The sequence below is a fragment of the Trichocoleus desertorum ATA4-8-CV12 genome, from assembly GCA_019358975.1.
Classification (GTDB): domain Bacteria; phylum Cyanobacteriota; class Cyanobacteriia; order FACHB-46; family FACHB-46; genus Trichocoleus; species Trichocoleus desertorum_A.
Window position 1 is genome coordinate 1 of record JAHHIL010000070.1, and the last position, 22,648, is coordinate 22,648.

At 45.3% G+C, this 22,648-nt stretch carries 19 protein-coding genes; 6 read left to right on the forward strand and 13 right to left on the reverse strand.

Translation table 11 applies throughout. The features are described from left to right. The 3 genes from KME12_25985 to KME12_25995 form a co-directional block, all read right to left on the reverse strand. A partial coding sequence (locus KME12_25985; GenBank protein ID MBW4491220.1) for a matrixin family metalloprotease occupies nt 1–1,253 on the reverse strand: 1,253 nt, incomplete at its 3' end. 149 nt (nt 1,254–1,402) lie between these two features. Next, nucleotides 1,403–2,314, reverse strand: coding sequence for a peptidoglycan-binding protein (locus tag KME12_25990; GenBank protein ID MBW4491221.1), 912 nt, complete (start codon nt 2,312–2,314; stop codon nt 1,403–1,405). Between the two features lie 55 nt (nt 2,315–2,369). Continuing rightward, nucleotides 2,370–2,597, reverse strand: coding sequence for a hypothetical protein (locus KME12_25995; GenBank protein ID MBW4491222.1), 228 nt, complete (start codon nt 2,595–2,597; stop codon nt 2,370–2,372). A 915-nt stretch (nt 2,598–3,512) separates the two neighbouring features. On the opposite strand from KME12_25995, the gene KME12_26000 reads away from it, so the two are divergent. Then, nucleotides 3,513–5,150: a helix-turn-helix domain-containing protein gene (locus KME12_26000; GenBank protein ID MBW4491223.1), complete on the forward strand. Its 1,638-nt coding sequence runs from the start codon at nt 3,513–3,515 to the stop codon at nt 5,148–5,150. 127 nt (nt 5,151–5,277) lie between these two features. Continuing rightward, nucleotides 5,278–6,009 carry a hypothetical protein gene (locus KME12_26005; GenBank protein ID MBW4491224.1) on the forward strand — a complete coding sequence of 244 codons (732 nt, stop codon included), beginning with the start codon at nt 5,278–5,280 and terminating at the stop codon, nt 6,007–6,009. A 115-nt stretch (nt 6,010–6,124) separates the two neighbouring features. On the opposite strand, the gene KME12_26010 is transcribed toward KME12_26005, so the two are convergent. The 4 genes from KME12_26010 to KME12_26025 all read right to left on the reverse strand — a co-directional run bounded on the left by KME12_26010 (nt 6,125) and on the right by KME12_26025 (nt 12,823). Next, nucleotides 6,125–8,599, reverse strand: coding sequence for a hypothetical protein (locus KME12_26010; GenBank protein MBW4491225.1), 2,475 nt, complete (start codon nt 8,597–8,599; stop codon nt 6,125–6,127). A gap of 123 nt (nt 8,600–8,722) precedes the next feature. Further along, nucleotides 8,723–10,813 carry a hypothetical protein gene (locus KME12_26015; protein MBW4491226.1) on the reverse strand — a complete coding sequence of 697 codons (2,091 nt, stop codon included), beginning with the start codon at nt 10,811–10,813 and terminating at the stop codon, nt 8,723–8,725. Between the two features lie 367 nt (nt 10,814–11,180). Then, nucleotides 11,181–11,489, reverse strand: coding sequence for a hypothetical protein (locus KME12_26020; GenBank protein MBW4491227.1), 309 nt, complete (start codon nt 11,487–11,489; stop codon nt 11,181–11,183). A gap of 908 nt (nt 11,490–12,397) precedes the next feature. After that, nucleotides 12,398–12,823, reverse strand: a complete 426-nt coding sequence (locus tag KME12_26025; GenBank protein MBW4491228.1) for a helix-turn-helix transcriptional regulator — start codon at nt 12,821–12,823, stop codon at nt 12,398–12,400. Nucleotides 12,824–13,207: 384 nt separating this feature from the next. Here KME12_26025 and KME12_26030 point away from each other — a divergent pair, with 384 nt between their 5' ends. From KME12_26030 to KME12_26040, 3 genes are all read left to right on the forward strand, one after another. Continuing rightward, nucleotides 13,208–15,001, forward strand: a complete 1,794-nt coding sequence (locus KME12_26030) for a hypothetical protein (protein MBW4491229.1) — start codon at nt 13,208–13,210, stop codon at nt 14,999–15,001. A 484-nt stretch (nt 15,002–15,485) separates the two neighbouring features. Next, on the forward strand, nt 15,486–17,618 hold the full coding sequence (locus KME12_26035) for an ATP-binding protein (protein MBW4491230.1): 2,133 nt from the start codon (nt 15,486–15,488) through the stop codon (nt 17,616–17,618). After that, nucleotides 17,593–18,681 carry a DNA cytosine methyltransferase gene (locus tag KME12_26040; protein ID MBW4491231.1) on the forward strand — a complete coding sequence of 363 codons (1,089 nt, stop codon included), beginning with the start codon at nt 17,593–17,595 and terminating at the stop codon, nt 18,679–18,681. The genes KME12_26035 and KME12_26040 overlap by 26 nt, the downstream gene beginning before the upstream one ends. A 406-nt stretch (nt 18,682–19,087) precedes the next feature. On the opposite strand, the gene KME12_26045 is transcribed toward KME12_26040, so the two are convergent. Genes KME12_26045 through KME12_26060 form a run of 4 tightly spaced genes read right to left on the reverse strand, consistent with a single transcriptional unit; the run spans nt 19,088 to nt 21,088 of the window. Continuing rightward, entirely contained in the window at nt 19,088–19,300 is a 213-nt protein-coding gene (locus tag KME12_26045) for a hypothetical protein (GenBank protein ID MBW4491232.1), read from the reverse strand. A 2-nt stretch (nt 19,301–19,302) separates the two neighbouring features. Next, complete coding sequence (locus KME12_26050; protein ID MBW4491233.1) at nt 19,303–19,668, reverse strand: GIY-YIG nuclease family protein; 366 nt, start codon at nt 19,666–19,668, stop codon at nt 19,303–19,305. 39 nt (nt 19,669–19,707) lie between these two features. Next, complete coding sequence (locus KME12_26055) at nt 19,708–20,478, reverse strand: ParB N-terminal domain-containing protein (protein ID MBW4491234.1); 771 nt, start codon at nt 20,476–20,478, stop codon at nt 19,708–19,710. Continuing rightward, nucleotides 20,465–21,088: a ParA family protein gene (locus KME12_26060; GenBank protein ID MBW4491235.1), complete on the reverse strand. Its 624-nt coding sequence runs from the start codon at nt 21,086–21,088 to the stop codon at nt 20,465–20,467. The genes KME12_26055 and KME12_26060 overlap by 14 nt, the downstream gene beginning before the upstream one ends. A 257-nt stretch (nt 21,089–21,345) precedes the next feature. Here KME12_26060 and KME12_26065 point away from each other — a divergent pair, with 257 nt between their 5' ends. After that, the gene (locus KME12_26065; protein MBW4491236.1) at nt 21,346–21,645 is read left to right on the forward strand and encodes a hypothetical protein; all 300 of its coding nucleotides are present in this window, start codon (nt 21,346–21,348) and stop codon (nt 21,643–21,645) included. A 10-nt stretch (nt 21,646–21,655) separates the two neighbouring features. On the opposite strand, the gene KME12_26070 is transcribed toward KME12_26065, so the two are convergent. Continuing rightward, nucleotides 21,656–22,231, reverse strand: a complete 576-nt coding sequence (locus KME12_26070) for a tyrosine-type recombinase/integrase (GenBank protein MBW4491237.1) — start codon at nt 22,229–22,231, stop codon at nt 21,656–21,658. A 278-nt stretch (nt 22,232–22,509) separates the two neighbouring features. Continuing rightward, on the reverse strand, nt 22,510–22,648 hold a 139-nt coding region (locus KME12_26075; protein ID MBW4491238.1), incomplete at its 5' end, for a hypothetical protein.

Here is a 22,648-nt window from a genome sequence, read left to right on the forward strand (position 1 = left end):
TGATACTGAGCGCTAGTGAGCCCGTGTCGTGCTACCCATGTTGCACCCCCCGATTGCTCCCAAACACCCAGGTAAAAGTCTTGTCCATTCATGCTGTAGCCGCTAAGGATAGTTGGACGGTAGCCTTTAGCCGCCAGCTCCTCAAACACAGCTTGATACTGAGCGCTAGTGAGCCCGTGTCGTGCTACCCATGTTGCACCCCCCGACTGCTCCCAAACACCCAGGTAAAAGTCTTGCCCATTCATGCTGTAGCCGCTAAGGATAGTTGGACGATAACCTTTAGCCGCCAGCTCCTCAAACACAGCTTGATACTGAGCGCTAGTGAGCCCGTGTCGTGCTACCCATGTTGCACCCCCCGATTGCTCCCAAACGCCGATGTAGCGATCATAGGTAGGAGTAGTTGGATAAAGATTGCGAATGCCTTCAAGATCGTCAGGCTGGAGTGTGCGTAACGTGGAATTAGATTTAATTGTGGCAAACATTACACTGCCCACGACATCTGTGTGGTGCATACCAAGACAGTGACCAATTTCATGCAGAGCCAGTGTTTCAATGTCAAATCCGTTGGAAACTGCTCCATCCACCCAAGTGTGTTCCTGGTCATCAAAATGAAGCGGTAGCGGAGGATTGCTCACAATTCGTGAGAAGCCTGGAGGAAAGTCTGCATGAGCGAGGATACCACCCACCATTGAATGGTCTGGATCTTCTGCCTGACGCCATTCAATCAAGATATCAGGATTCTGGCTCTGAGCCACCTCTGTAAACGTTAGCTCGGTACCTGTTGCCGCCCAAGTGTTGAAGGCGCGACGCACGGCGTTCTGGACCACATCATTACTAAGTTGAACAGAGAGAGGGCCAAACGCATAAGTCAAGTTCCGGCGGTTCCAGGCCCCGGCCGTTCTAAAGGCAAGCGGACTTACGATGTCAGGAACTCCACATCGTGACGCTGTCATTGCCGCCCGTGTGGTAGCATCTAAATTGCCTGATGGGTTGATATTGAATCGCTGTTGAAAAGTCGTGAGTGCGTGAACTGTTGCATCGTCAAGCTGTCCGGAGGAAAGTGCAGCATCCTGCGTCAAGTAGCCGTAATGTCTAAGATAGTTCTGAACTTCAATTATACTGGGGTGATTTTCACCAGAATTCAGGTCGGGAGCTGCCCGAATAACGTTTCGGTCATAGGTTTGCACCCCCATCGCTGTAAAACGTTGAGTAGAAGAATTGGATGGAGAGCTTCCAAAATCAGTGCTAGTCATAATTACCTTTTTTGTTGATTAATTAGAGCGAAAAACGACCATTCCAAACATTTGTCTTGTTTGGCTTTGAACTGTGTTGGGAACCTGAATAAGCGTTTTCTTCACATCTTGTAGAAGAGAGGTCTACAGTCTGAGAGCGACCTTCAAGTTCAATTTGACAAATTTAGAGGAGCTAACAACTGGCCCGCATGGCTTAAAACTTGACCCGAAAATTTGCCCAAAAGTACGTAAGGACCATAGGAAACTAGAAAGGATTTTGTCTGGATACGTTGGCGTGGCATGAGCCGCTTAGTCAGCCAGGGCACAAGCCAGGCAATTCCAAATGCAGTAACCCAAGAAGATAACCCAGGAAAATTTGCATTCGTTGAGGCCTGCTCGGTTTGAAAATGCATCCCTATAACAACGGCAAGTAACCTTGTAAGTTCCTGTGCGTGGGAAACAATTTCCGATCGAGAGATGTAAATAGCTGATTGGATGGGGGGCTTGCCTTTCCCTCTTTGCACAAGGCCCAGTAATAACGCCATGGTCATCGCATCGGCGGCACCATCTTGTTCCAGCCCGAATGTCCGTTGAAATTGTCGAACTGCTGCTTCCGTATTTTTCCCATAGTCACCAAGCCGATCGCCTGTAGTACGGAAGCCTTCTTCTCGCAGGCGCTCTTGAAGCTCTATAACCGATTGTTTTGCTCTAGTTGACTCGTGCTGGACACCAAAATACAGATTGGGGTAACGGAGGGCCGTCCAGCTAATAACCCCTGCGACACCATCCGCTGGGATCTCACGCCCTTTTTGGAAATCTTTTAAGGCCTCTTCTGTACATTTATCAAACTTTCCTGTGATTGGACATGGGTAACCATTTTGATTGAGAAGCTCTTGCAGGGCAGTTGTCGCGCTCGCCATACTATCAGGAGACTGGTCGAGACAAAGCGTTGGAAGGTTGGAGGTGAGAAAAATCGGTTTGCTTCGAGTTAACTGATTTTCAGTCTGACCCGCCTGAGTTCCTCTGAATCGAGCCTTAAGCAGTAAACTTCTGAGCCACATGAAAACATGATTGCTAGGCATTGAGATCTCCTATTGCTGTAAAGATTTTTAGGATCAAAAGGAATTAATACGTCGCCTAGCTACACTCAACTAACAGGGTTGTGGCATCATCCAAACCCACAACAGTGACCACCTGCCCTGGGTAAAGCTGAACCACTCGGCCAGGACAGACTAGGACTTTGAAGCGCCATGAGGTGCCAAAACACAGGACCCGAAAACCTCCATTCGCAACAGCCTCAATTCGTCCTGAGACTCGGTAAGCTAATTTACAGGTAGGTTGGGGAGGGATAAAAAACAAGCTCATACAATTCTGGTGGGTATATTACAAAGGGGTTGACTGAAAGGTTTTTCTGAAATAAAAAGCTGATCAGAAATGTTGCTGTGAACAACACTTCTAATCAGCTATGGCAATCGCAGACCTTAAGCTGGAAAACTCGCCAATTTTTCTTTAGAGTCCGGCAATTTAGCCGTGACTCATCATGAGACTAAATTCTTTTGATCACTATATTTTTTTGCCCAGCGATCGAATTGGGACGAAGTAACGATAAATTTTCTAGACGGGCATCCTCTCAGAATTAGTCTAAATAGCCGTTCACTTTTCGTCCGCTTCGCGATCTCAATCGAGACACCTATCTCTGCAAAGCCAGTACCCCCGCTAGCCTCATCTAGACTAGAACTCAGACGCGCTAAAAGTTCAGTCACGAAGTTATCCAAAGTGTCACTATCGCTGTGGTTTGCCATACTTAGTCTCCGGGGGCAGGTGATTTTAGATCGAGCAATAACTAGAAGCATGGCTACGTACACTATGTGTGTACTCAGGCCAATGATTGCGTTGAGCAAGGTTTTGAGAGACTCTCAATTTCCCTAAAACTCAGCGGTTAAGGCATTATTGGATAGGGGGCTTTGACCTTTTATTCGGCCTAACCGTTAAACTTGCACTCGCCACACCAGAGATAATTCGACTGTTCAATCAAGCGCTCCAGCTTAAAAGAAGTCAACTAGCTAAATTCCCTAGTTGGCTATTTTCTAGGGTTGTTGCTATGGTAGACGTAGTCGGACAAAAAGACAATTTCTAAATCGGACTACTTGTAAAATACTAATACAACGGACAACTGACTGACGCTATTCCCTTAGGCAGATTTAAACCGTGATACAGGACCCAAATAATCCCATCGCAATTCTTTTGCGTGAACATGGGCAAGCAGACTCCGAAAAACGAATGTCCCTTGAACAGATTGCTAATGAGGCAGATCTTGATTCAGGATTCCTTCGAAGGTGGGCACGTGGAGAGGGAGTTCCGGCATCAAAGTACTTAAAACAATTAGCAGAAGCTCTCGAAGTGCCAGTACAGCTTTTAGAGAAATATCAGCAAGAAGCTTCTGTACGCAGGGAGAAAATTAAAGATGAACGGAGAAAAGCAAGAAAGAGGGGGCAGGAACCAGATTTAGTCGCAGCAACCAAAAAAGTGGTGAATGTCTTAGGGGGATTGGATGTAGGACTAAAGTCTGAGGAAGTTCAAAATTCCCAAGACAAATCAGCACCTCTTGACTACCAGAACAAATCGGTACTCTCGACAAAGCAAGATATTACCAAAGCTATGCTTGCCATGATGGAGAGGTTACACGTCACTGAAGCAGATCGCTCTAAAAAAGTATTTCTAACATTTCAATCAGCAAGTGTTTTTAGAACCGAGAAAGAGAAGAATGACTGGCGGAAAGCCGTTAAGTTAGCGTTAAAGAATGGTTGGAATATTGATTATCTTGTCCGTCTAGATCGAAACTTAGATAGAACATGCGAGATAATCGCTAGCATTTTGCAGTTTTGGGGATATAAAGGAAAATTTACTGCTTATGCTTTTATCCAGGATGGAACGTTATCGGTTGCTGATGAAGTATTTGTCATAGAAGATAAAGAAGCACTTCTCGCACTTGAGACAAGCAAAGAATTGGCTTCTGAAGGTGGGATTGGAATTCTGGAATCCAGTAATCAACTAAGTTCTGTAAATGTAGCTGTTTATTTAGAAGCAGAAAAGAATGAGGATGGTGACTGGATTAAATTTTTAAATCAGCATTTGGAACTACGCAAGAGAGTAGAAACGGTTGAAATATTTAGTAGATATGATGATCCTGCTCAACCAGATTTGATTGCTATGCTGTCAAATTCTGATTCTTATAGAAGAGGGGATTCTACAATCTTTTTGAGACGATTTTCTGACTTTACCCGACCATGGGAGCAGTACAGTGGCGAGCTTTACAAGAAGTTAGTTAAACAAGATCTTGAAATGCATCGAAGGCGTGCTCTTGATAAAGAGGAATTATCGAGAGAAATTAAGCTCAGAAGACAACGATACTTCCTTGATCTTAGACAATCTTTAAAGCAAGATCGCCGTCGTGAGATTTATCTCGAATCAGATCTAAATGAAATTATTCTTAGTGGAAGACCCGAGCCTTCTCTTTTAGAAATCGACTCAAAAGCCTTAGCAGAGAGGTTTACTTCTATGCGGGAACTGATTTGGGATGAGTCCAATTATGAAGTAGCAATTTTAGACAAATCTTTAGAAAAATTGGTTGATAATGAAATCGTTGAATGGATTCAAAATATTAAACCTCTTTATTTTGAAGTTAAAGCAGGCATCCGTGCATTTGTTGAAGTTCCTGAAGAAGCAGGAGAAAGAAAAAGAGCTAAAAAAGGCGTCGCCCAACGCAGTTTAACAAATTGGCTTTTAGCTCAAAACCCTTTGGTAGTTCAGGCGTTACAAGATATGCTCGAAAAGTTCTGGAATCAAATTGTAGATGAGGACAAAGATAAATTTAATGTTATAAAGAAGCTAGATCGGATGATTTCACAACTACAGTAAAAGGCTTTTACATTCTTACTTTGAATAAATCTCTATTGAGTATTCACATTAACTTTTTACTGTACTTCAGGAATCCCAATGATAAAAGAATTAAGTTTTTGATAGAAGAACAAGGAAATTCAATAAAATGACTATCTCGTTGATCAATGCTTTGGATAAAAACCAAGAAGCTTTAAGTAAGCAACTTCTACAAACCAATTTTCTCTCTAAGTTGCAAACTGGGGATTTTTCAGAAGATACTGCCAAACATCTTGTTGCATTACAACTTGGCTATAATGTCAAGTTCCTATCTGCGCTTACAGAAATGAGAGGAAATTTCTTAGGAGATCCAGACTTCATTAGTAGCTTTCTAGATCCTCATATGAGTACAGAGTTAGGTTCTGATCTGGATTCTGTAGGACTTAAGCAGCACGGCAAAACACATATAGCCATGCTCTATTCTCTCGCAACATCGCTCTCAATGAATAAAGAGGAGCTATATAATTGGGGACACAGCGCTCAAGAATTCTTTGAACGGGCTCTTCTTGGTCTCATCGGGTCACCCAACCGAGGCCGCGCTTTAGGTTCTCTTTATGCAGATGAAGTATTTGCAAATGTCTGGTTTCCTGTCTACTATGAAGGATTCAAAAATTTTTGTCTCCGAACGGATAGAATGTTAGATCTCGAATTCTTCAGGTCCCATGCTGATGAAATTGAACCTGCTCATGTCGAGCATGCTTCTTATCTGATCCAGTTTTGCGTTACCACAAACACAAGCTTAGATGATTTTCAGGAAGGCTATAAAACTTTCCATGCTCATCTTGTCAAGAAGTTCAATAGACTATTTTCAGAAAACTTCGAAACTGTAAGTTTGGCTTAAATATTTGGGCGAGAAATCAAGTGGAATTGATTGAAGTAAAAAAATGGCACTTAAGCTAAAAGCTTAATAGGAGATAGAGATTGTATAAATCATATTTCTGAACTCGTTAACAAAGTCATTGACTACTAAGGGCCGCAATGAGCCAATAATTACTCATTTGGTGAGTCAGTACATGTATAGCCATTGCTAGATCAACTTCTAAGTCTTTTTCTTGAATGTCAATCACTAAGTTGTAAATCAGTTCAAAGCTAACTCGGTCTTCCTTTTCCATCGTTAGAAACTGACCATTCGGGCTATGGTTCAGTTTTTCAATCTCTGTTAGCCCTACAGCACCCTTAATCGTAGATTCACGACTGTCGCGGAGCAAACTGAATTTGGTTTTGGGATGACTAACCACTAACTGATTAAAGTTCTTGATTCTAGCTGTGAAGGCACTACCACCTGCATTCAGGAAGCCAATAACAAATTCTTGTTGAGCAGTTTTAATGCAAAAGTGCTCTGGGAGCTTGCTTTTCCCTAACCGCAAAGGGTAGAACTCTAAGTCTTGACACAACTTAAACGCTTCTGCGATCGCGGCTAGTTTGCCAATCTCATTGGCGTCATTAATGATCGTCGGTTTAGTGTAGTCCTTCGTTAGTTCTTGTTGCTTGTGTCTCAGATACTCAGAAACAACTTCTTCTGTAGATGGCTGTCCGCCTGGAGGAACGATCGAGTCGTCTCGAGCAGTCCCACCATTTGAGTTGATGGGTTTTGACGGACCTGGTGAAGTGGCATCTATATATTCAGTAACATCAGTGACAGGAGCGCCCTCTCCAGCGGATACGCTACTCAGATAGGGCTGAACGAGGCTAACAATTTGAGACATGACTTGCTCAAGTTGCTTGAGCCTGGATTCGACTGAGAGTTTTTGAACTGGGGATTCGTAGTCTACTGGTAAAGGAATGTTGTTGATTTTGTAGCGAAAGTAAGCAGCCGCCCGATTCAGAACTGCACGAATTGAGTCTTGGCTCAGAATGCTAGAGAGTTCTGTAGGAGTGAAGAGGGTATTCAACTCAATCCCCACTGACTTTGTTTTTAGGCTGAGGAGGTCTGCCAACCTGTCAGGACTGGGACGCTCTAGCTTGACGATGTACTCAGACACTCGATCCACGACCGAGCCATCAAAGAAGACTTTGAATTGCTCCCAGCGCTCTGGAAACAAGTTCAGGATGATGAGACTATTGGGCACATGGGTCAGGATCTCTTTGACTGCCGCCCCAAAACTTTCCAAGATGGGAGCGTTGTGCGCCAGCCCTAAGCTCTCTAGCTGATCAAACACAATAATCAGCGGTTCGTCGAGGGTCGATAATCGCCCAAAGACAGTGATGGCTTCTAGGGCAAATTCTTCCCGGCTCATGTCATCTTGCCAGTTGTCCAAGCCAATACTTTCCGCTTCTTCCGCCTCTAGTTCCGAGGCGGCTAACCATCGCCGCACTAAATCTTTTTTGTGGGGGTTGCTGTAGCTGCAAAACTTGATGATGCCTTTGAGGATGGTAGCTGAGTAACCCGCTGCTGTGTAGTGACGGCTCCACCATTCGCTGATGTGCCGTTCAATGTATTGCCAGCTCTCTCGATGGCGTTGAGTTTCTTCGTTACCTAGGCGACTGTAGAGGCTCAAGCTGTTATTCTGGAAAGCTGCCAGAATTTCCTGCCCTTTCTGAGTGCTAGTAACTTTTTCGAGCGAGCTGAGGATTTTCACAAAGCTGTTGGCTAGAAGTAGTTCCAGTTGGGTCCGATCGCTACCGACTACTTTTTCTGCAAAAGACTCCAAGATACGTGAGTAGGTGTGGTGAAGAACTGCCGTGGCATTGTTGGGCTGGCGGATAAACAGCAGGCGATTAGTGCGGAGCAGTTCTTTGGCCATCCGCATGATCAGGTGGGTTTTACCCGACCCAGCGGACCCAATGACGACTGCGCCTTTGCTTTGTTGATTGGGATCGGCCTTGATATCACCCAAGACGGATTTGAGCAGCTCAAACTCAGCTTGATAAACCGCCTGAAAGTCAATGTGATCCTGAAAAGGAGTATCAACTCGGCTGCTGCTAAAGGGATTGGCTGTGTGTTGGAGCTGAGTTTGCATCACTCTACTGTGTTGGGCTTCAAGGATTTTGAGGTAAAGCTGATAGGTAAACTCAGCATCATAGCGGGCTGTATGAGCTTGAGCTGAGTTAAAGCGCTGGTCACTGACTTTGAGATGCAGACACTTGCTTAAGTGCTCTAATGAGTAACTCTCTAGATTCGGCAAATACTGCTTGGCCAACTCCCAAGTACAGGCAACCGAAAAACCTGTCCAAGGAACTTTGGCCTTGCCGAAGCTAAACTTCAGCACGTTCAAGTCGTGATTGGCATAATGGCAGACCACCTGCTTGGACTGAGTTAGGTCAGTGATGTCTTGAACAATGGTTTTGAGAGGTTTCAGGCCACGTTGAAGATTGCAGTTGGTGGGATGCTCAGCCGAAAAAGCCTCATAAATGAGTTGCCCTTGGCTATCAAGAATGGCAATCTCACTCAGTTCAGGGTTTCCCTCTGTGTCAATCACGACAAAATCCAAGCGTCGTTCTCCTACATTCCTCTGGGCTTCGAGTTATTGTTCCCTTGCAATGCGGAGTTTCAACGGGGCTTAAGAATAGCGATCGCTTCAAGACTGAAGGCATTGAAGCGATCGCCCTTGAGGTTATGCTTCCTCAACCATTCGTAGGACTTGCTGGCGCTCCTCCGGACTCAGCCTGCGCAACTCTGCAACTAAACGAATCGGAACCTGCTCGGTGGCTTCCTCGCTGGTGGGTGGCTCCTCTAGCTCATTGAACAGCAGCCGATCGATCACCTCAAAAATAGGACGTAGTTTTTCCTCCGGAGAACACCGCTCGTACATACCTCGTAGGGTCTTAACACTGTGCCCCATCGCATAAGCTAAAGACTCTAATTCCCGATCACTTAAGCCAACCTGAAAGGCCCAGGTTGCCCAGAAGTATCGCATCATGTGGGGCGTGATGCGTTTACCAATCAGTTGATAAGACGTGCGGTCAAAAGAGCCACCAAAAGAACATCCACTGCCCTGCCTTCCGGTTTCTGGTAGCGGAAACAAGTAGCTCGACCGCCATAAAGGGCCTCGAGGCTCCTCACAGACCGTCATATCCTTAGGCTCAAACTCCATCCATCCCTTCGTGATCCAGTGGCCACGTCGCCCCTGAAGCTTGGCATCCCACCAAGTGTAGGGGTAACGATCATAGAACTGCCCTGGCATCCACCAGCCACATAAATAGTGCTCCAGGTATTCGTAGAAATTAGTTCCATCTGCAAACTGCCGATTTGGAATCACCATTGAGTAGACCCCATAGGTTTCATCCGTCTTGTAAGAGCAGAGTTCCAAAACCCATATGCCCTCCGGGTAAGACTTACCTCTATAGACGTAGGTTTTGTAGAGGTAGTTATCTGCGATCGTCCCATCGTGATGCTTATTGCGCACAGCAGGCGGCGGTAATGGGAAATAGCAGCCATCCGCTGGCACATCGTCTGGCCGCTGGACTGGGCAACTCAGGGCAATGAGACTCGTGCGGTAGGGATATTGACGTCGTGCTGGCCAATCTGACACAAAAGCCCATTTCAGATAGTGCTGGGTTGACTTAGCAATGACATCCCCCTCCCGAAATGCCCCATTGCGACGACGAGGCCGCGTCTCCAAGCGCAATGGCTCTACGATTAAACGACGTACAGTTGTCAGAGCAGACTCACCTTCCACTGGGTTAGGCCACTTCCGAGCCTGGTTGGATACATAAGTGCGGGTCTTCTGCCACTTCTTAATCACTTTTACCGCTTGACCAATCTTTGCCTGGATCGTGTTGAAGATGGGAATGGCATCGTAGTCGTGCTTACGTCTGACCTGATCGCGATAGAGGTAGTGTCCTAGCCGCTGGAGGGCGATGAGCTTACCATTCTTGCTTCTTGGACTCAACGTGTTATTAAGCTGATAAATCTTTTCGAAATACGCTTCCGTCCATTCCTCCACATACAGATGCTTTTCATCCCAGAGACGTTGCTGTTCTCGACGAGACAGCGCCTCTAGCTGCTCCTCAGTCACCACAGGAACTAGAAGTTCCAAACTCAGCTCATTGAGAGGCACTCCCCGAAGATGATGCCAGTAGCCCAGTTCTAAGCGAATGTCTTTGAGGTAAGTATCGGCGGTGGATGCTCTAACCGGATCGCAAACCCGCTTGGGATAAACCGGGGCCACCAGGAAGCAGTACAAATCCTCCAGTTGGGCTTGCAGAGCAGGCGGGGTTTCTTCCTCAGTTAACCGATACTTTTGATAGTGGCCATTGCGAACCGTTAAAGGCAGGTCGGAATTTTGGCGTCGTCCGCTTAAGCGGCGTGGTGGACGACACTGATTGCGCAGGTCAATCGTTTGAGATATGGGCCACCAAGGCCGCTCCTTGGCCAAAGTAATGACCCAATCCAGTCGAGCGCCATAAGTATTACGACTGGATTGCGAGGCGTTCATCAAGTCAAAGCCAGCCTGTAGATCCTCTTGCACATTGACAAACCGCCCGACAGGTTGCTGCCTTAAGCATTCGTCCGCTTCCTGCCCTTTCTCCTCGGTCATTTTGCGATCGCCTGTGATGGGTGAACCGTTGTATTGTGATGCCAGAAAACGCCGACGCAGAGTTCTGAGTTCATTAATTTTTGGTCGAACAGCCCGCTTACCATCAACACTTTTAGCAACCTGTTCGAGATCCAAAAAAGCATCGAGCATGTTTGAAATTGCCATCGTAATAAATTTCACCTTGTTGTTACAGAAATAACTTGAGCTAGAGTTTAGGGGTTATTAAAGACCTGGAGGACCTCTAGTATTAGCACTAGGAACTAATAGTATTAAACAGATATTTATTGATAAAAGCAAATAGAAAAATAGCATTCTATTTTTGATATATTCCTGTTGTTTGTCTAATAGAAAACCTTTAAATATATGCCTAGTAAACGTTTCACAAGAAACAAAAAATAAGTAATTAATAAATAAATGAGATCGTTTTGACATATAGACAGTCATAAATAGCTCCTCAGGTTTGAGTCTTTGGGTTTATTAAGGGTTTGGGTAAGAAGGATTATTTACGAGAAATAAGGATAGAAGTATAGGATTAGGGCTTACATAACGGCTTAGGCGTCTCCATATCAGCCTTATCCAGCAAAGCTTCTTGCCTCAAATGCTCCTTTAGCTCTACTCCCAAACGAGCAAAGCGTTCCAACAATTCACTAGTAGAAATATTCAATTCTTGGCTAAGACTCTTTAGAAGATTTAAGGCCGTAGGCGTAATACTAAAAGACGAAATCCTCTTGATTTCTCCGTAATTTGTTTCTGGAACTCCACGCTGCGAGCGTACATTCCTCTTGTGATTGACTACGCGAACAGAACAAGGCTTCTTACGGGATCGTTTTGATTCAGACATAAAATTCTCCAAAAAAATAGGGGCTCGCTGACGATTGAAGTCAACGAGCCCCGGGAAAGGTTACTCAATATTTTATTAACGGCAGTTGATAGCTGTGCCGAAAATTTCTATATCAATTATAGGCACAAATTAATAAAAGGGATTTCTGTGTAATTAATGATCCAAAAGCTAAGAACAGAATTTTAGCATAGTAAAAACACTTACCTGTTTAGTCAAAGGACAAGCTTCCACCCGGATTATTTACCTAGCAGCCAATTAGGTTTTTGCCCTGAACTCAGCTTCGTTCAGCGATCGCGCTCTCAGCAGATAGGACCAGCGGACGCATTTGAACAGAAAGTTACGGTTTCATCCAGAATCCTTGTTCTATAAGGCCCCAGGGTAGCGTAGCTGCAACCAAGTGCCATCTGGTCGCCACAACACAGTTCTAGTAAAGGTTTTAGAAAAATTTCCGTAAATTGACTAAAACATCCCAAGAAATGCCCATTTATGGGCAAGTTTTTAGACAAAGAAGGCTTGAAAAGCCTATTCTGTAGGCGGTTCGACCATCATTTACGGGCAAGTTTCAGGTTTTAAACTTTTTTTGCTGAAATACTTAACTCGTAAGTATTTCAGCGCTCGCATGGCACTTCGTTGCAGCTACGCTACCTTTCGGCCTTTTAGGCTTAACAACCATTCTTGCCTATTGCTAAATGCAGGTTGCTTATGAAGTTTATTTCATAAGCAACCTGCATTTAGCTTAGTTTCTTGCAGCAGAAATGGCTCACTATCGCGTAAGTTCGAACTGCTCAACAAAGCTTAGTAGTAGCGTCGCTACTACTAAGCTTTGTTGAGCAGGTTTCTGCACGCATCCTGTCAGGGCCCTTGAGAGCAACAGCATTTTTTATAGAACTTTTACGTTTATTCAAACGCTAAGCTACCGACCTAGGCGAAAAACCAAGGGCTCGAAGTGCTTCCTTAAAATTTTCTTTGCTAGGACTTTTCTCTGGCTCTGCAAGTCCTAGCTCCTTAGCGGCTTCAAATAGTTGTCTAGCTAGGATGCTAAAGTTATCCGGTAGCTCAGCCTCAGGCATATTGTGATGCAGTTCCTCAATCCTAGCCTTATAAACTAGGTCATATAACTCAGCGATAGGTCTTTCAATTGCTTTACTCAATTTTTGTAAAGTCACATCTGTTGGGCTAGCTCCTCGAAGACAGGCTGCTCTAAGACCAGGTTGGCTGATACCAGCCCGTCTAGCTACCTCATTCATACTAATGTTGCGCTCTTCAGCGTATTGGAGCACAACTTTGCCTAGAAGCGAGAAATCTTCTGGCTGTAGATATCGCCTTGGAGGCATTTTCTAATTTTTTACAGTGACTTGATCTTTTCGAGTTATAGCGATCTATTATAAAACATCGCGAAAAGAAAGAAAGTCCCAGGATCACGTGATTAGAGCCCACTGTCCCTGGAACATTCAATCTTCTTGCGAAATGTCAATAGCAGCCAATTAGCCGATCTGGGTCGGCATTGTTTAAGCTGTCTATCTATTTATATGTCATTTTCGTGTAAATAGACCAGTGCCTTAAACAACGCAGATGAAAATTGGTTGATTGGCTCTTACTAAAGGAGCCGATATGCAAGTAGTTTGCTGCCGCTACGGCCAGCAGGTAGACTTCTGCACGCTGATTGATGTCTTTTCCTTCACCAGTCTGTGTTTGCCAAGACTAGAAGGAGGTGCAGCGTGATTACATCTCTGAACGACAAGGCCAGACCCTTTGGGTGTACGAAGGTATGGAACGATGAATTTCTTAACCTTTTTCCTCATCGGTGGGACTTTCTCTACGCCAAGCATCCCAATCCAGAGGAGAGACCTGACTGGAATACCGAGAGTAGGTATGCCATAAGCGATCGTCAGATTCAGCAAGGCGATTACCTGTATGGTGTTAGGTTTGGTTCGCAAACGAGCTATCTTCTAATTGACGTCGATCCTACAAGTTGGTATCACCCAGAGCATGATTCGTTCGCAATAGCAGGTATTACGGCAGCGCTAGAGCCAATTGGATTGGTATCCTACGTCCCTGTTCGCTCGAGCTACCGCAACGGTATTCACCTCTATTTCCCATTTGAAGACACTCAACCTTCATGGGCGATCGCCTTGGCTGCCCAAGCCCAGCTAGAAAAAGCGGGTTATATAGCCCACGCTGGACAACTTGAGATCTTTCCCAACGCCAGAGCATTAGTTGCAGGAACGCCGACCCTTTACAAAGGGCATCGATTGCCTCTGCAAGCTGGTAGCTACATTCTAAATGAGAACTGGGAACCCATCTTGAGCACTCAGTCAATGTTTGTAGCTCGCTGGAAATTTGCACAACGTAAGAATGTGCTTGATCCCCAAAACATTGAACGGGCGCTGAAACAGGCGCAACGCCAGAGACTACGGGCAAGCAGCAAGGCGCAAAAGTTCCTGAACGACCTTAACATTGAAATTGAGCCAGGCTGGACAGAGCTAGGGCAGACGAATTATCTTTTGGGCAAAATCGCTTGCCGAGAACGAGTTTTTCATCACGTTTTACATGGTGGCGAACCCATAACAGGTGAAGTGTTAGCAGCAGTAATTGCCCAAACCGCTCGTTCTTTACCCGGTTTCTCTGAATTTTGTCAACATCAACACGAATTAGAGCTGCGAGCTAGAGAGTATGCACGAGCGGCTGAGAAACGTTATTACCCCTATGGCTCTAAGTGCGCTTTAAGTAAGTCAGTGGGAGATAGGGGTACCTCGGAGCCTACCTGGAACCAGCGACAAGCCTTGGCAGCACGAGAGCGAATCCGAGCGGCGATCACTGACATGCTAAAGCAAGGAACCTTACCTGCTGGAACTACTGACCGCTTTAAAGCACTAGGGCAGTATGGGATCGGTGGCAAAACTTTATATAACCATAAAGACTTGTGGTATCCCAAATATTCAGAACCCTTGCAAGATGAGGAATTCTACCCTGTTGATACTAAATCAGTGGGTATGCAGGGCTCAGAACCCTTGCAAGATGAGGAATTCTACCCTGTTGGTACTAATAAGTTTGCAGGGTTGGTTGGTTCAGATGCTCCTCAAGAGCTATCTGAACCAACCCCTGCTTTTACAGTTGGGGGGTCTGGGGGGTTTTCCACAGGTACAGAATCAACGCTGACTTCTGGTATTGCATATTTTCGGCTTGTTATTGAGAAGCTAAATCAGCAAAAAGCGGAACGAAAGCAGCGCAGGCTCTTGCAAGCTGAATCTTTGCCTGTTGATGAGACTTATTTCCGCATGGTTTCACCCATGCAAGAGGTGCTTCAACCTTCTGTAGTTCCGGGCCGTATCAACTGCAATTGTTTGGACGTAGGTGACCTGATTGCTGAAATTCAAGTTCATATCAGGCGGGTCAATTGGACTTCAGTTCAAGTTGATCGGTTCGTTGCATCTCGATTTCCCGGCAAGACTAGGGAACGCCTCACTGATGATGAGTTAGTAGCTTTACTGGATTTGTTGCGATCGCTTTAGAGAAAATTGTCAGCTACGCAATGCGTCAATGAGAGAATGAGGGTCTCAATCTCTAAAAGTATCTGAGATTATGCTGTAGTATGGAATGTTTCGGTACCAGAACCAGATAGTCCAAAATTAGGCCAATGTGATGTAGTACGTTATCCAGCTTTGGCGACTTCCTCAACAAAATTGCCATTATTCGGCAGATACTAGCAACAGAGGTAACAGCTTGTAGATTTAATATGCGTCCAGCAAAATTTAAACCCTTGGGCGATGAGGCATTAGCCCCTAATCCGCTATGTATTAGGGTATCTAAAGAGATTGATGAAGCTGTGAGAGCGCTTCCTGATACTTCAGCATGGTTACGCAGAGTTATCACTGAAGCGGCCCAACAAGAACTCATACAGAAGAAATAATTAAGCCTTTACTATTTTTTGGCGCTAAAGCGCTGAGATTCCTGGTATACAGGGCACTCTAAAGACGTAGAGTGTTCTAGAAGCCCATGATTGTATCTCAGCAAGAAATGACTACAGCTGAACTGCCAAAATACAAGATGACCATATCTCGCCTAACAGTTGATAAGTTAGGCGTCAAGTTGTATGACAAAGTTTCTGCTGTAATCGCTGAGCTAGTCTCTAATAGCTACGATGCTGATGCAACTAAAGTTGTGATAAAAGCCCCTATGGGTGAAATGCTTGCCACCAAAGCTGGGGGCGTAGTTGTAGATAAGGGCCACACCATAGAGGTTTCAGATGATGGCATCGGCATGACTCCCCAAGAGATTAATGATTTTTATCTGCGGATTGGAGCAGAGCGACGAAACGATCCTGGGCGTGGAGATCTTTCCAGAAAATTTAGACGTAAAGTGATGGGGCGCAAAGGTGTTGGAAAACTCGCACCTTTTGGGATCTGTGAAAGGATTGAAGTTCTTAGTTCTGGAGGCGAGTTAATTGCAGGAAAAGACGAGCAGGGTAATGATGCAGAAGGCTATTTAACTGCTCATTTAATCCTTGATCGCAGCCATATCCTAACAGACAGTGATTCTGACTATGAACCCGAAATTGGTATTTGGAATGGGGTTGTTCGCACCCAGACTGGAACTACATTAAAACTTACTAAATTCGCCAAACGACAAGTTCCAGCTATTGATGTTCTAAGCCGTCAGTTAGCTCAGCGCTTTGGTATATCGTCTTCTGATTGGAAAACTACCCTGCAAGACTCGGTAAAAACTGATACAGATCCTGAGTATTGCAGAGAAGTTGGTGCTTTTGATCTAGTCAAAATGGAGAGTACAGAGCTGCGCTTTCAGGCTGATGGAAGTGTAGTTAATGCAGATGGCACTATTCTGCCAGACATGAGGGCAGGCTTTGATTTTGAAGGGAAGTTCTATTCAGTGACTGGCTGGGCAGCTTATTCGCAGGAGCCATATAAAGATGATTTGATGGCTGGAATTCGCATTTACTGTCGTAGAAAAATTGCTGCTCAAACTGCGGTCTTTAATCGAGGAGCAAGTTTCTCAGGTGAATATAGTATTCGCTCCTATTTGATTGGGGAGTTGCATGCTGACTGGTTAGACGAACAAGAAGAAGATCTTATTCAAACTGACCGTCGAGATATTCTATGGTCACATGAACTTGGGCAAGCTTTTGAAGCATGGGGCCTACAGCTGTTACGTAAAATTGGCAATATTTCTCGTAACCCAGTCAAGAAAAAAACCTGGGAAGTCTTTAAAAGTGTTTCAAACATTGAAGACAAAATCAATCAAGCATTTCCTTCAGATAGCCAAAAGCTAATTCGTGAAGAGGCGTTGAAATTTGCTAAAACTGTTGGTCAATCAATGCGTGAGGACCAAGCCAGCGATTTAGAGCGAACTGAAGAGGTTGTTCAGCTCAGCCTAACATTTGCACCGCATGTCCTGCTTGATGAGAAGTTGCGTGAGGCAGCTGATTCAAAAGATTCACCTCTTGCTGTCATTACTGAAATCCTAAAAACAGCCCGTATTGCTGAACTATCTTCATTTGGCCAGATAGCAGAGAAGCGTGTAAGGGTTATAGGAACAGTAGAATCTCTAAAAGATGAGGCGCGAACCCTTGAATCTGCCTTCCAGGAACTAATTGAGCAAGCGCCCTGGTTGATTGATCCCCAGTGGTCACCGATTACAGCTAACCAATCTTTTTCTACCTTGAAGTCAGAGTTTCAGAAGTACTACAAAGAGCACACAGGTGATGACTTACAGCTTGAAGACTTTAGCGATCCTACCAAGCGCCCAGACTTTGTTCTTTCGAACCAAGACATGGTTATCCAAATTATTGAGATCAAAAAACCAAAGCACTCCTTTAGTAATGATGAAATGGTGCGCTTAGACAGATACATAGAGCAGATGAGCAATTTTTTAAAGGCTGAAAGTCACAGCGATTTTACGAAAGTATTTAATGGTTTCCACGTCACCCTAGTCTGTGACTATGAAAACCTTACTAGTATTGCTAAATCTGCATATAACGGGCACAAGAATAGCGGTACGTTAACTCACATTAGTTGGACTGCTTTTCTTCATCGCACCAGAAAAATGCATGAGGAGTTCTTAGCTGAAGCACAAAGACAGAGAGTAAATGCTGCAAAATTTCTCCCAAGCTAATCAATTCACAGCTATCGATATTTTTGCAGGTGGGGGCGGATTAACAGTTGGTCTCAAGCGAGCAGGATTCCAGGTAGTTGGTGCTGTGGAAATTGAGCCTCATGCATTTGCTACCTATAAAGCCAATCATCCTGAGGTACAGGCTTACAAGCAGGATGTACGCACTATTCGCGGAGAAGACTTACGTGCATGCTCACCAACTAATGAAGTTGATTTGCTCTCTGGATGCCCTCCCTGCCAAGGTTTTTCTAGCCTGACGTATAGATACCGTCGAGCAGACCCTAGAAATCAGCTTGTACTTGAGATGGGCCGACTTGTCACAGAAGTACAGCCTCGAATCGTCATGATGGAAAATGTTGCGGGGTTACCTGACAGAGGAAAAGAACTCTTCGATGAGTTCATTCAGCATCTGAAAACACTTGGCTACCTGCCTACATGGGATGTGCTTCAAGTTGCTGATTATGGGGTGCCTCAAAGCCGACGTCGTCTCGTTTTGCTCGCGGGCAAGGGGTTCCCTGTTGACTTGCCAAAACCAACGCATTCCCGAACAGGTGAAGACGGCTTAAGCCCGTGGAAAACTTTGCGTGAAGCAATTGGAAATATGCCCAAGCCACATGTGCTGGCAGACATTCAAGCGGCAGGGGGACCATTGCAGTTTAATTGGCATGTCGTACGTGCTCTATCAGAAATGACTATCAAAAGGTTACAGGCAACAAAACCTGGAGAAAGTCGTATGAAGATCCCTGTGGAGCTACGACCAGCCTGCCATCAACATAGAACAGAGGGATTCAACAATGTATATGGTCGCTTGGACTGGGATCAGGTGTGCGGGACAGTTACTAGTGGCTGCACTACCGTTAGTAAGGGTAGATTTGGACATCCTGACGAAGACCGAACAATCTCTGTTCGAGAGGCAGCACTGATACAAACCTTTCCAATCAACTACATCTTTGATACACCTTACATGGATCACGTTTGCGAGATTGTGGGCAATGCACTGCCTTGTGATTTTGCTGAAGTGGTCGCCCAGCAATGTATCAAGGCTTTAGATGAATACGGTTAATCATAAAGTGCTTAGCTAAACTAAGCACGGATGGGAGGAAAGAGGAGACAAACGGCTCTTCTTTCCTTCCCATTGAGATACTACTGTTATCTCAATTATTGAGAATGCTTGAAAGCTTTGTCCATTAAGGACCGGAGCTAAAGAATTGCTACCTTGGGGTAGTAGGGGTCTTGCTTAAAATTTAGAGGGATCTCTGCTTGTATCTAGGCAAGAGTGTAAAGTGAAGCGCTAAACCTTATATAAATAGAGAGGTTTGAATTCTGATGCTGGGGACTCATAAACCCAAGACTTAGTAATCATACTCAGTCAAGTAGTTACTTGAGCCCGACTATCCTGGTAATTAAGAGCAGGAAAGAAAATTGAGTTTCAAGACACTAATTAATAAGTCAACCAGACAATGCAGATCTTAATATCGAGGTTTGCAATCAGAGAAATTCAAGCATTCACTGTCAAGAAAGCCTGCCAGGGCCATCTCTAACACTGCCTCTATGGGGTACTCAATTTCAGCTGCTCGCCGCTCAAATGCCTCCCTGATATGGTCAGGCAGAGCCACTAGGATCATGCGGGCCACAACTGGACTTAAATGCTCTGTTGTTTCTTGTTCAACAATCGGCGGCATAGCTAGTCCCTCATAGGTATACGAGCATTGAACGGTGGCTTGCTAGCTTGAAGAATGATACGCTCCAACTCTGATGATAGCGCCCGCCATTGCATGAAGTCGATGACATGAGTCGCGATCGCTACATCTCTATGGTCGTAATCTGCTAGCCATGACCAAATTAGAGATTTATGCCCACCCCTAAAGCGCTCCTTAATGTCTTGGGCTTTACCTACATAGAGCAAGCCCTCAGTTCGATGCCTGACTGCATAAATACCTGGTCTTGTAGTCAACTCTACAAACTCTCTACTTATTGGAACGCAGTCAGAGAAAGGAATTTTTGTGAGTGAATCAAGAATTGCTAGTGCTTGTGCTTCAGCTTCTGTCATCGCTTATGACTCTTCCATGCCCTTGGTCTATCACGATGTTTACTTGTCTTCTAATTCAGCAATTGCATTCTCAATATCTCGCATCATACGCTTCATACGGGTTCGTAGACTTTTGATAGCTGTGCCTGGTTCATCATAATCAGCGGCTAAAACGGCCCATTTTTGTAGGCTGATCAGGGCTCGATTCAAAACTAGGACGTCTGTCCGGGTTTGCTTGTCCTGGTTTTGTTCGCCGTTTTCGCTAGAAATATTAGGGGCATTATTTAGATACCGTCTTACCTGTCTAATAGACTTACCGATAATCAGCTCAAGAGCAGGACGTAAGGCTTTTTCGCCTTTTTTAGGCTTGCCTGGCGCATCTCTATAGCCCGCTTCCCTTAACCTGTTTGCGATTGCTCTGACCTCAGCAGGTGTGTAGTCCCTGCGCTTTTCATTTTCACTGGCCTCAATTGCAAGCGCTTTGTCTGGTTCAGTTTCACTATCAAAGTCGTAGCGCCGGATTGGAACCTGTTCGCTGGGAAACTGCTTAGCGTAGGCTTCTGGGTCTTTCTCTCGTAGCAGTGCGATCGCAGCTCGTCGATGCCCTCCTGCTAATATCCTGCCTCGGCTGTCAACTGCAATTGGAGCAATCAGCCCTACGATTGCAATGCTATCTGCTAATGCTTCAATATGGGCAGAATTTAATGGACGGGTATCACCATCTGCTCGATCCGTGATGCTATCCAGCAATAGAGTGGGATTTGACGACAGTGCATCTACACTCCTGCTCTTTGCGATCGCTAATGCCCCAGTCAACTTACTGACGCTCATTTTTTCCCCACCCCTTCCAGATTTCCTTACCCAATGCCTGATAGTCAGTCCATGCAGCAGCGGCAGCATCACCGCGCAAATCTGAAACTGGTAACCCTTCTAGTGCCGAATCCTGGTAAATGGTTCTAGCTTTAATACCTGTATTAAACACCTTTAGCCCTGCCTCGTTAAGTGCTTCCCTAGCATTTACCTCTCTCTTGAGTCCTCGGGTGGGCAGCATGGTTAGAAGAATACGGTATTGATTGTCAGATAGCGATTGTAAAACGCTAACCGTCGCGATTGTCGCTTCTAACGAAAATATAGAGATCTCGGAAGGAATTATCAGCAAAGCACTAGCAGAAGCCAACGGTAAGAGCTCAGTTGGATCAGTACGGGCAGGAGTGTCAACAATTAAATGCTCAAAAGCTGATGGCTCCTCATCACCATCCATCACAGCAAACGCTGCTCTTTGGCCTCCACGCTCGTACCAGCTCAATGCACTACGGTTAGGGTCTCCATCCAACAAGACAACTTTGCTATCTTTCCAACGCTTACCTAAATATTGCGCTAGATGCAGAGCTGTTGTCGTCTTGCCTACACCACCTTTAAAGCTTGCAATCGTAATAATCATAGCTTTGAGCTTACAAGAAACGGTTGAGAACTTGACACAAGAAAACGTTAGGAGGCACTGATAATCTCTGTACCAAACTGAGAAAGAGTTTGATTTCTCTGCTACATGTGATACTCAATCGATTTAGAGAGTTGGTTCTAACAGACTTAAGGCTTTACTGTGCAGCATCACTGCGAATCTCAACAATATGTCAGTGTGAATTGCTTGTCACTTAAGAGAAATTTGTGTATTTTACGTACAAACGTACTATTAGGCTCATGAATCAATTCGAATCAACGGCTGTAGCTGCTTATATCGTCGATCGCGAAGAACTTTTGCGTATTCGTAACTTGAAGCTTTTATCCAGCGATCGCGACTATATCTTTTTCGCACTCCAAATCGACTTTCCTGGCAAGCTTAACCCTGCAATTGATGTTGCTGCTTTTTGCGAACGGTGGGAGTTAAGGGATGGCAATCTTTATAAAGCCTTAGGAGAGTTACGTAACAAAGGAATTGTTGTTGCGATCGCCAGTCAGCTAAACCTGCAATTTCAATCTTCTGAAACCTCTCAATCTTGAGCAGAAATTTCTAGTCCTGCCAAAAATCTTTGAAGCGACCAGGTGCTAGCTCTGTATAGCGCACAGTATGTTGGATATTCTTGTGCCCCATGTAAGCTTGAATGGCTCGGGTATCCTGACCGTTAGCTGCTAAGTAATAACCCGTTGCATGACGCAGCATGTGAGGATGGACTGGAAAGGGAAGTTCTGCTAGTTCTCCAGCCCGAGCAATAATATGTCGGGCAGTGCGATCGGTTAAAGGCCCTTTGCGCTCTGACTGAAACAGATAGGGAGAGTCTGGGTAATAGCGCTTCAGTTGCCTGAGCGATCGCAGCTCAGGCCCTCTGAGTGGATGGGTTGCAGGCGTTCCCCGCTTCAGGCGGCTGACATAAAGCAACCCTTGCTTCAAATCCACCTGGTCCCAGCGCAGGGCGATCGCCTCGCTCACCCGCAGACCATGCCGATACATCAACAAGATCAGCGTGGCATCTCGATGACCATGACGACCTTCTTGCTTCGCGGCTTGCATCAGCGCCTCCACCTCATCCGGAGTTAAATGCTCACGCGATCGCACTTCCTGATTCTTGGGTTTGCGAGGAGGCGTCATAGCGTGTTTAGGAACATTGCCGAAAACGAATAATGGCGTGTTTTTTGTAGTATGGGCTAAACCCTTGTGGCTTCAAGGCATGATAAACCAAACATTACCGAAATTGGTCATTTTCGGTAATGTTGGGGGTAGGAGCATAAAAAATACGAGGTGGAGAACGCGACAGCAACTCCACCTCGTATTTTTTATCTACTCCACATGGCCTGAAATGTCTGTCGTTGCTCTCCTTTAAAGTTCAGTAAGGGGACGCAGCGGTATAACTCCTCGCCAGCACGTTGCTAGTCAGAAACGCTGTAGCCGCTAAGGATAGTTGGACGGTAGCCTTGGGGCACTAGTTCATCAAACATAGCTTGATACTGAGCGCTAGTGAGCCCGTGTCGTGCTACCCATGTTGCACCCCCCGATTGCTCCCAAACA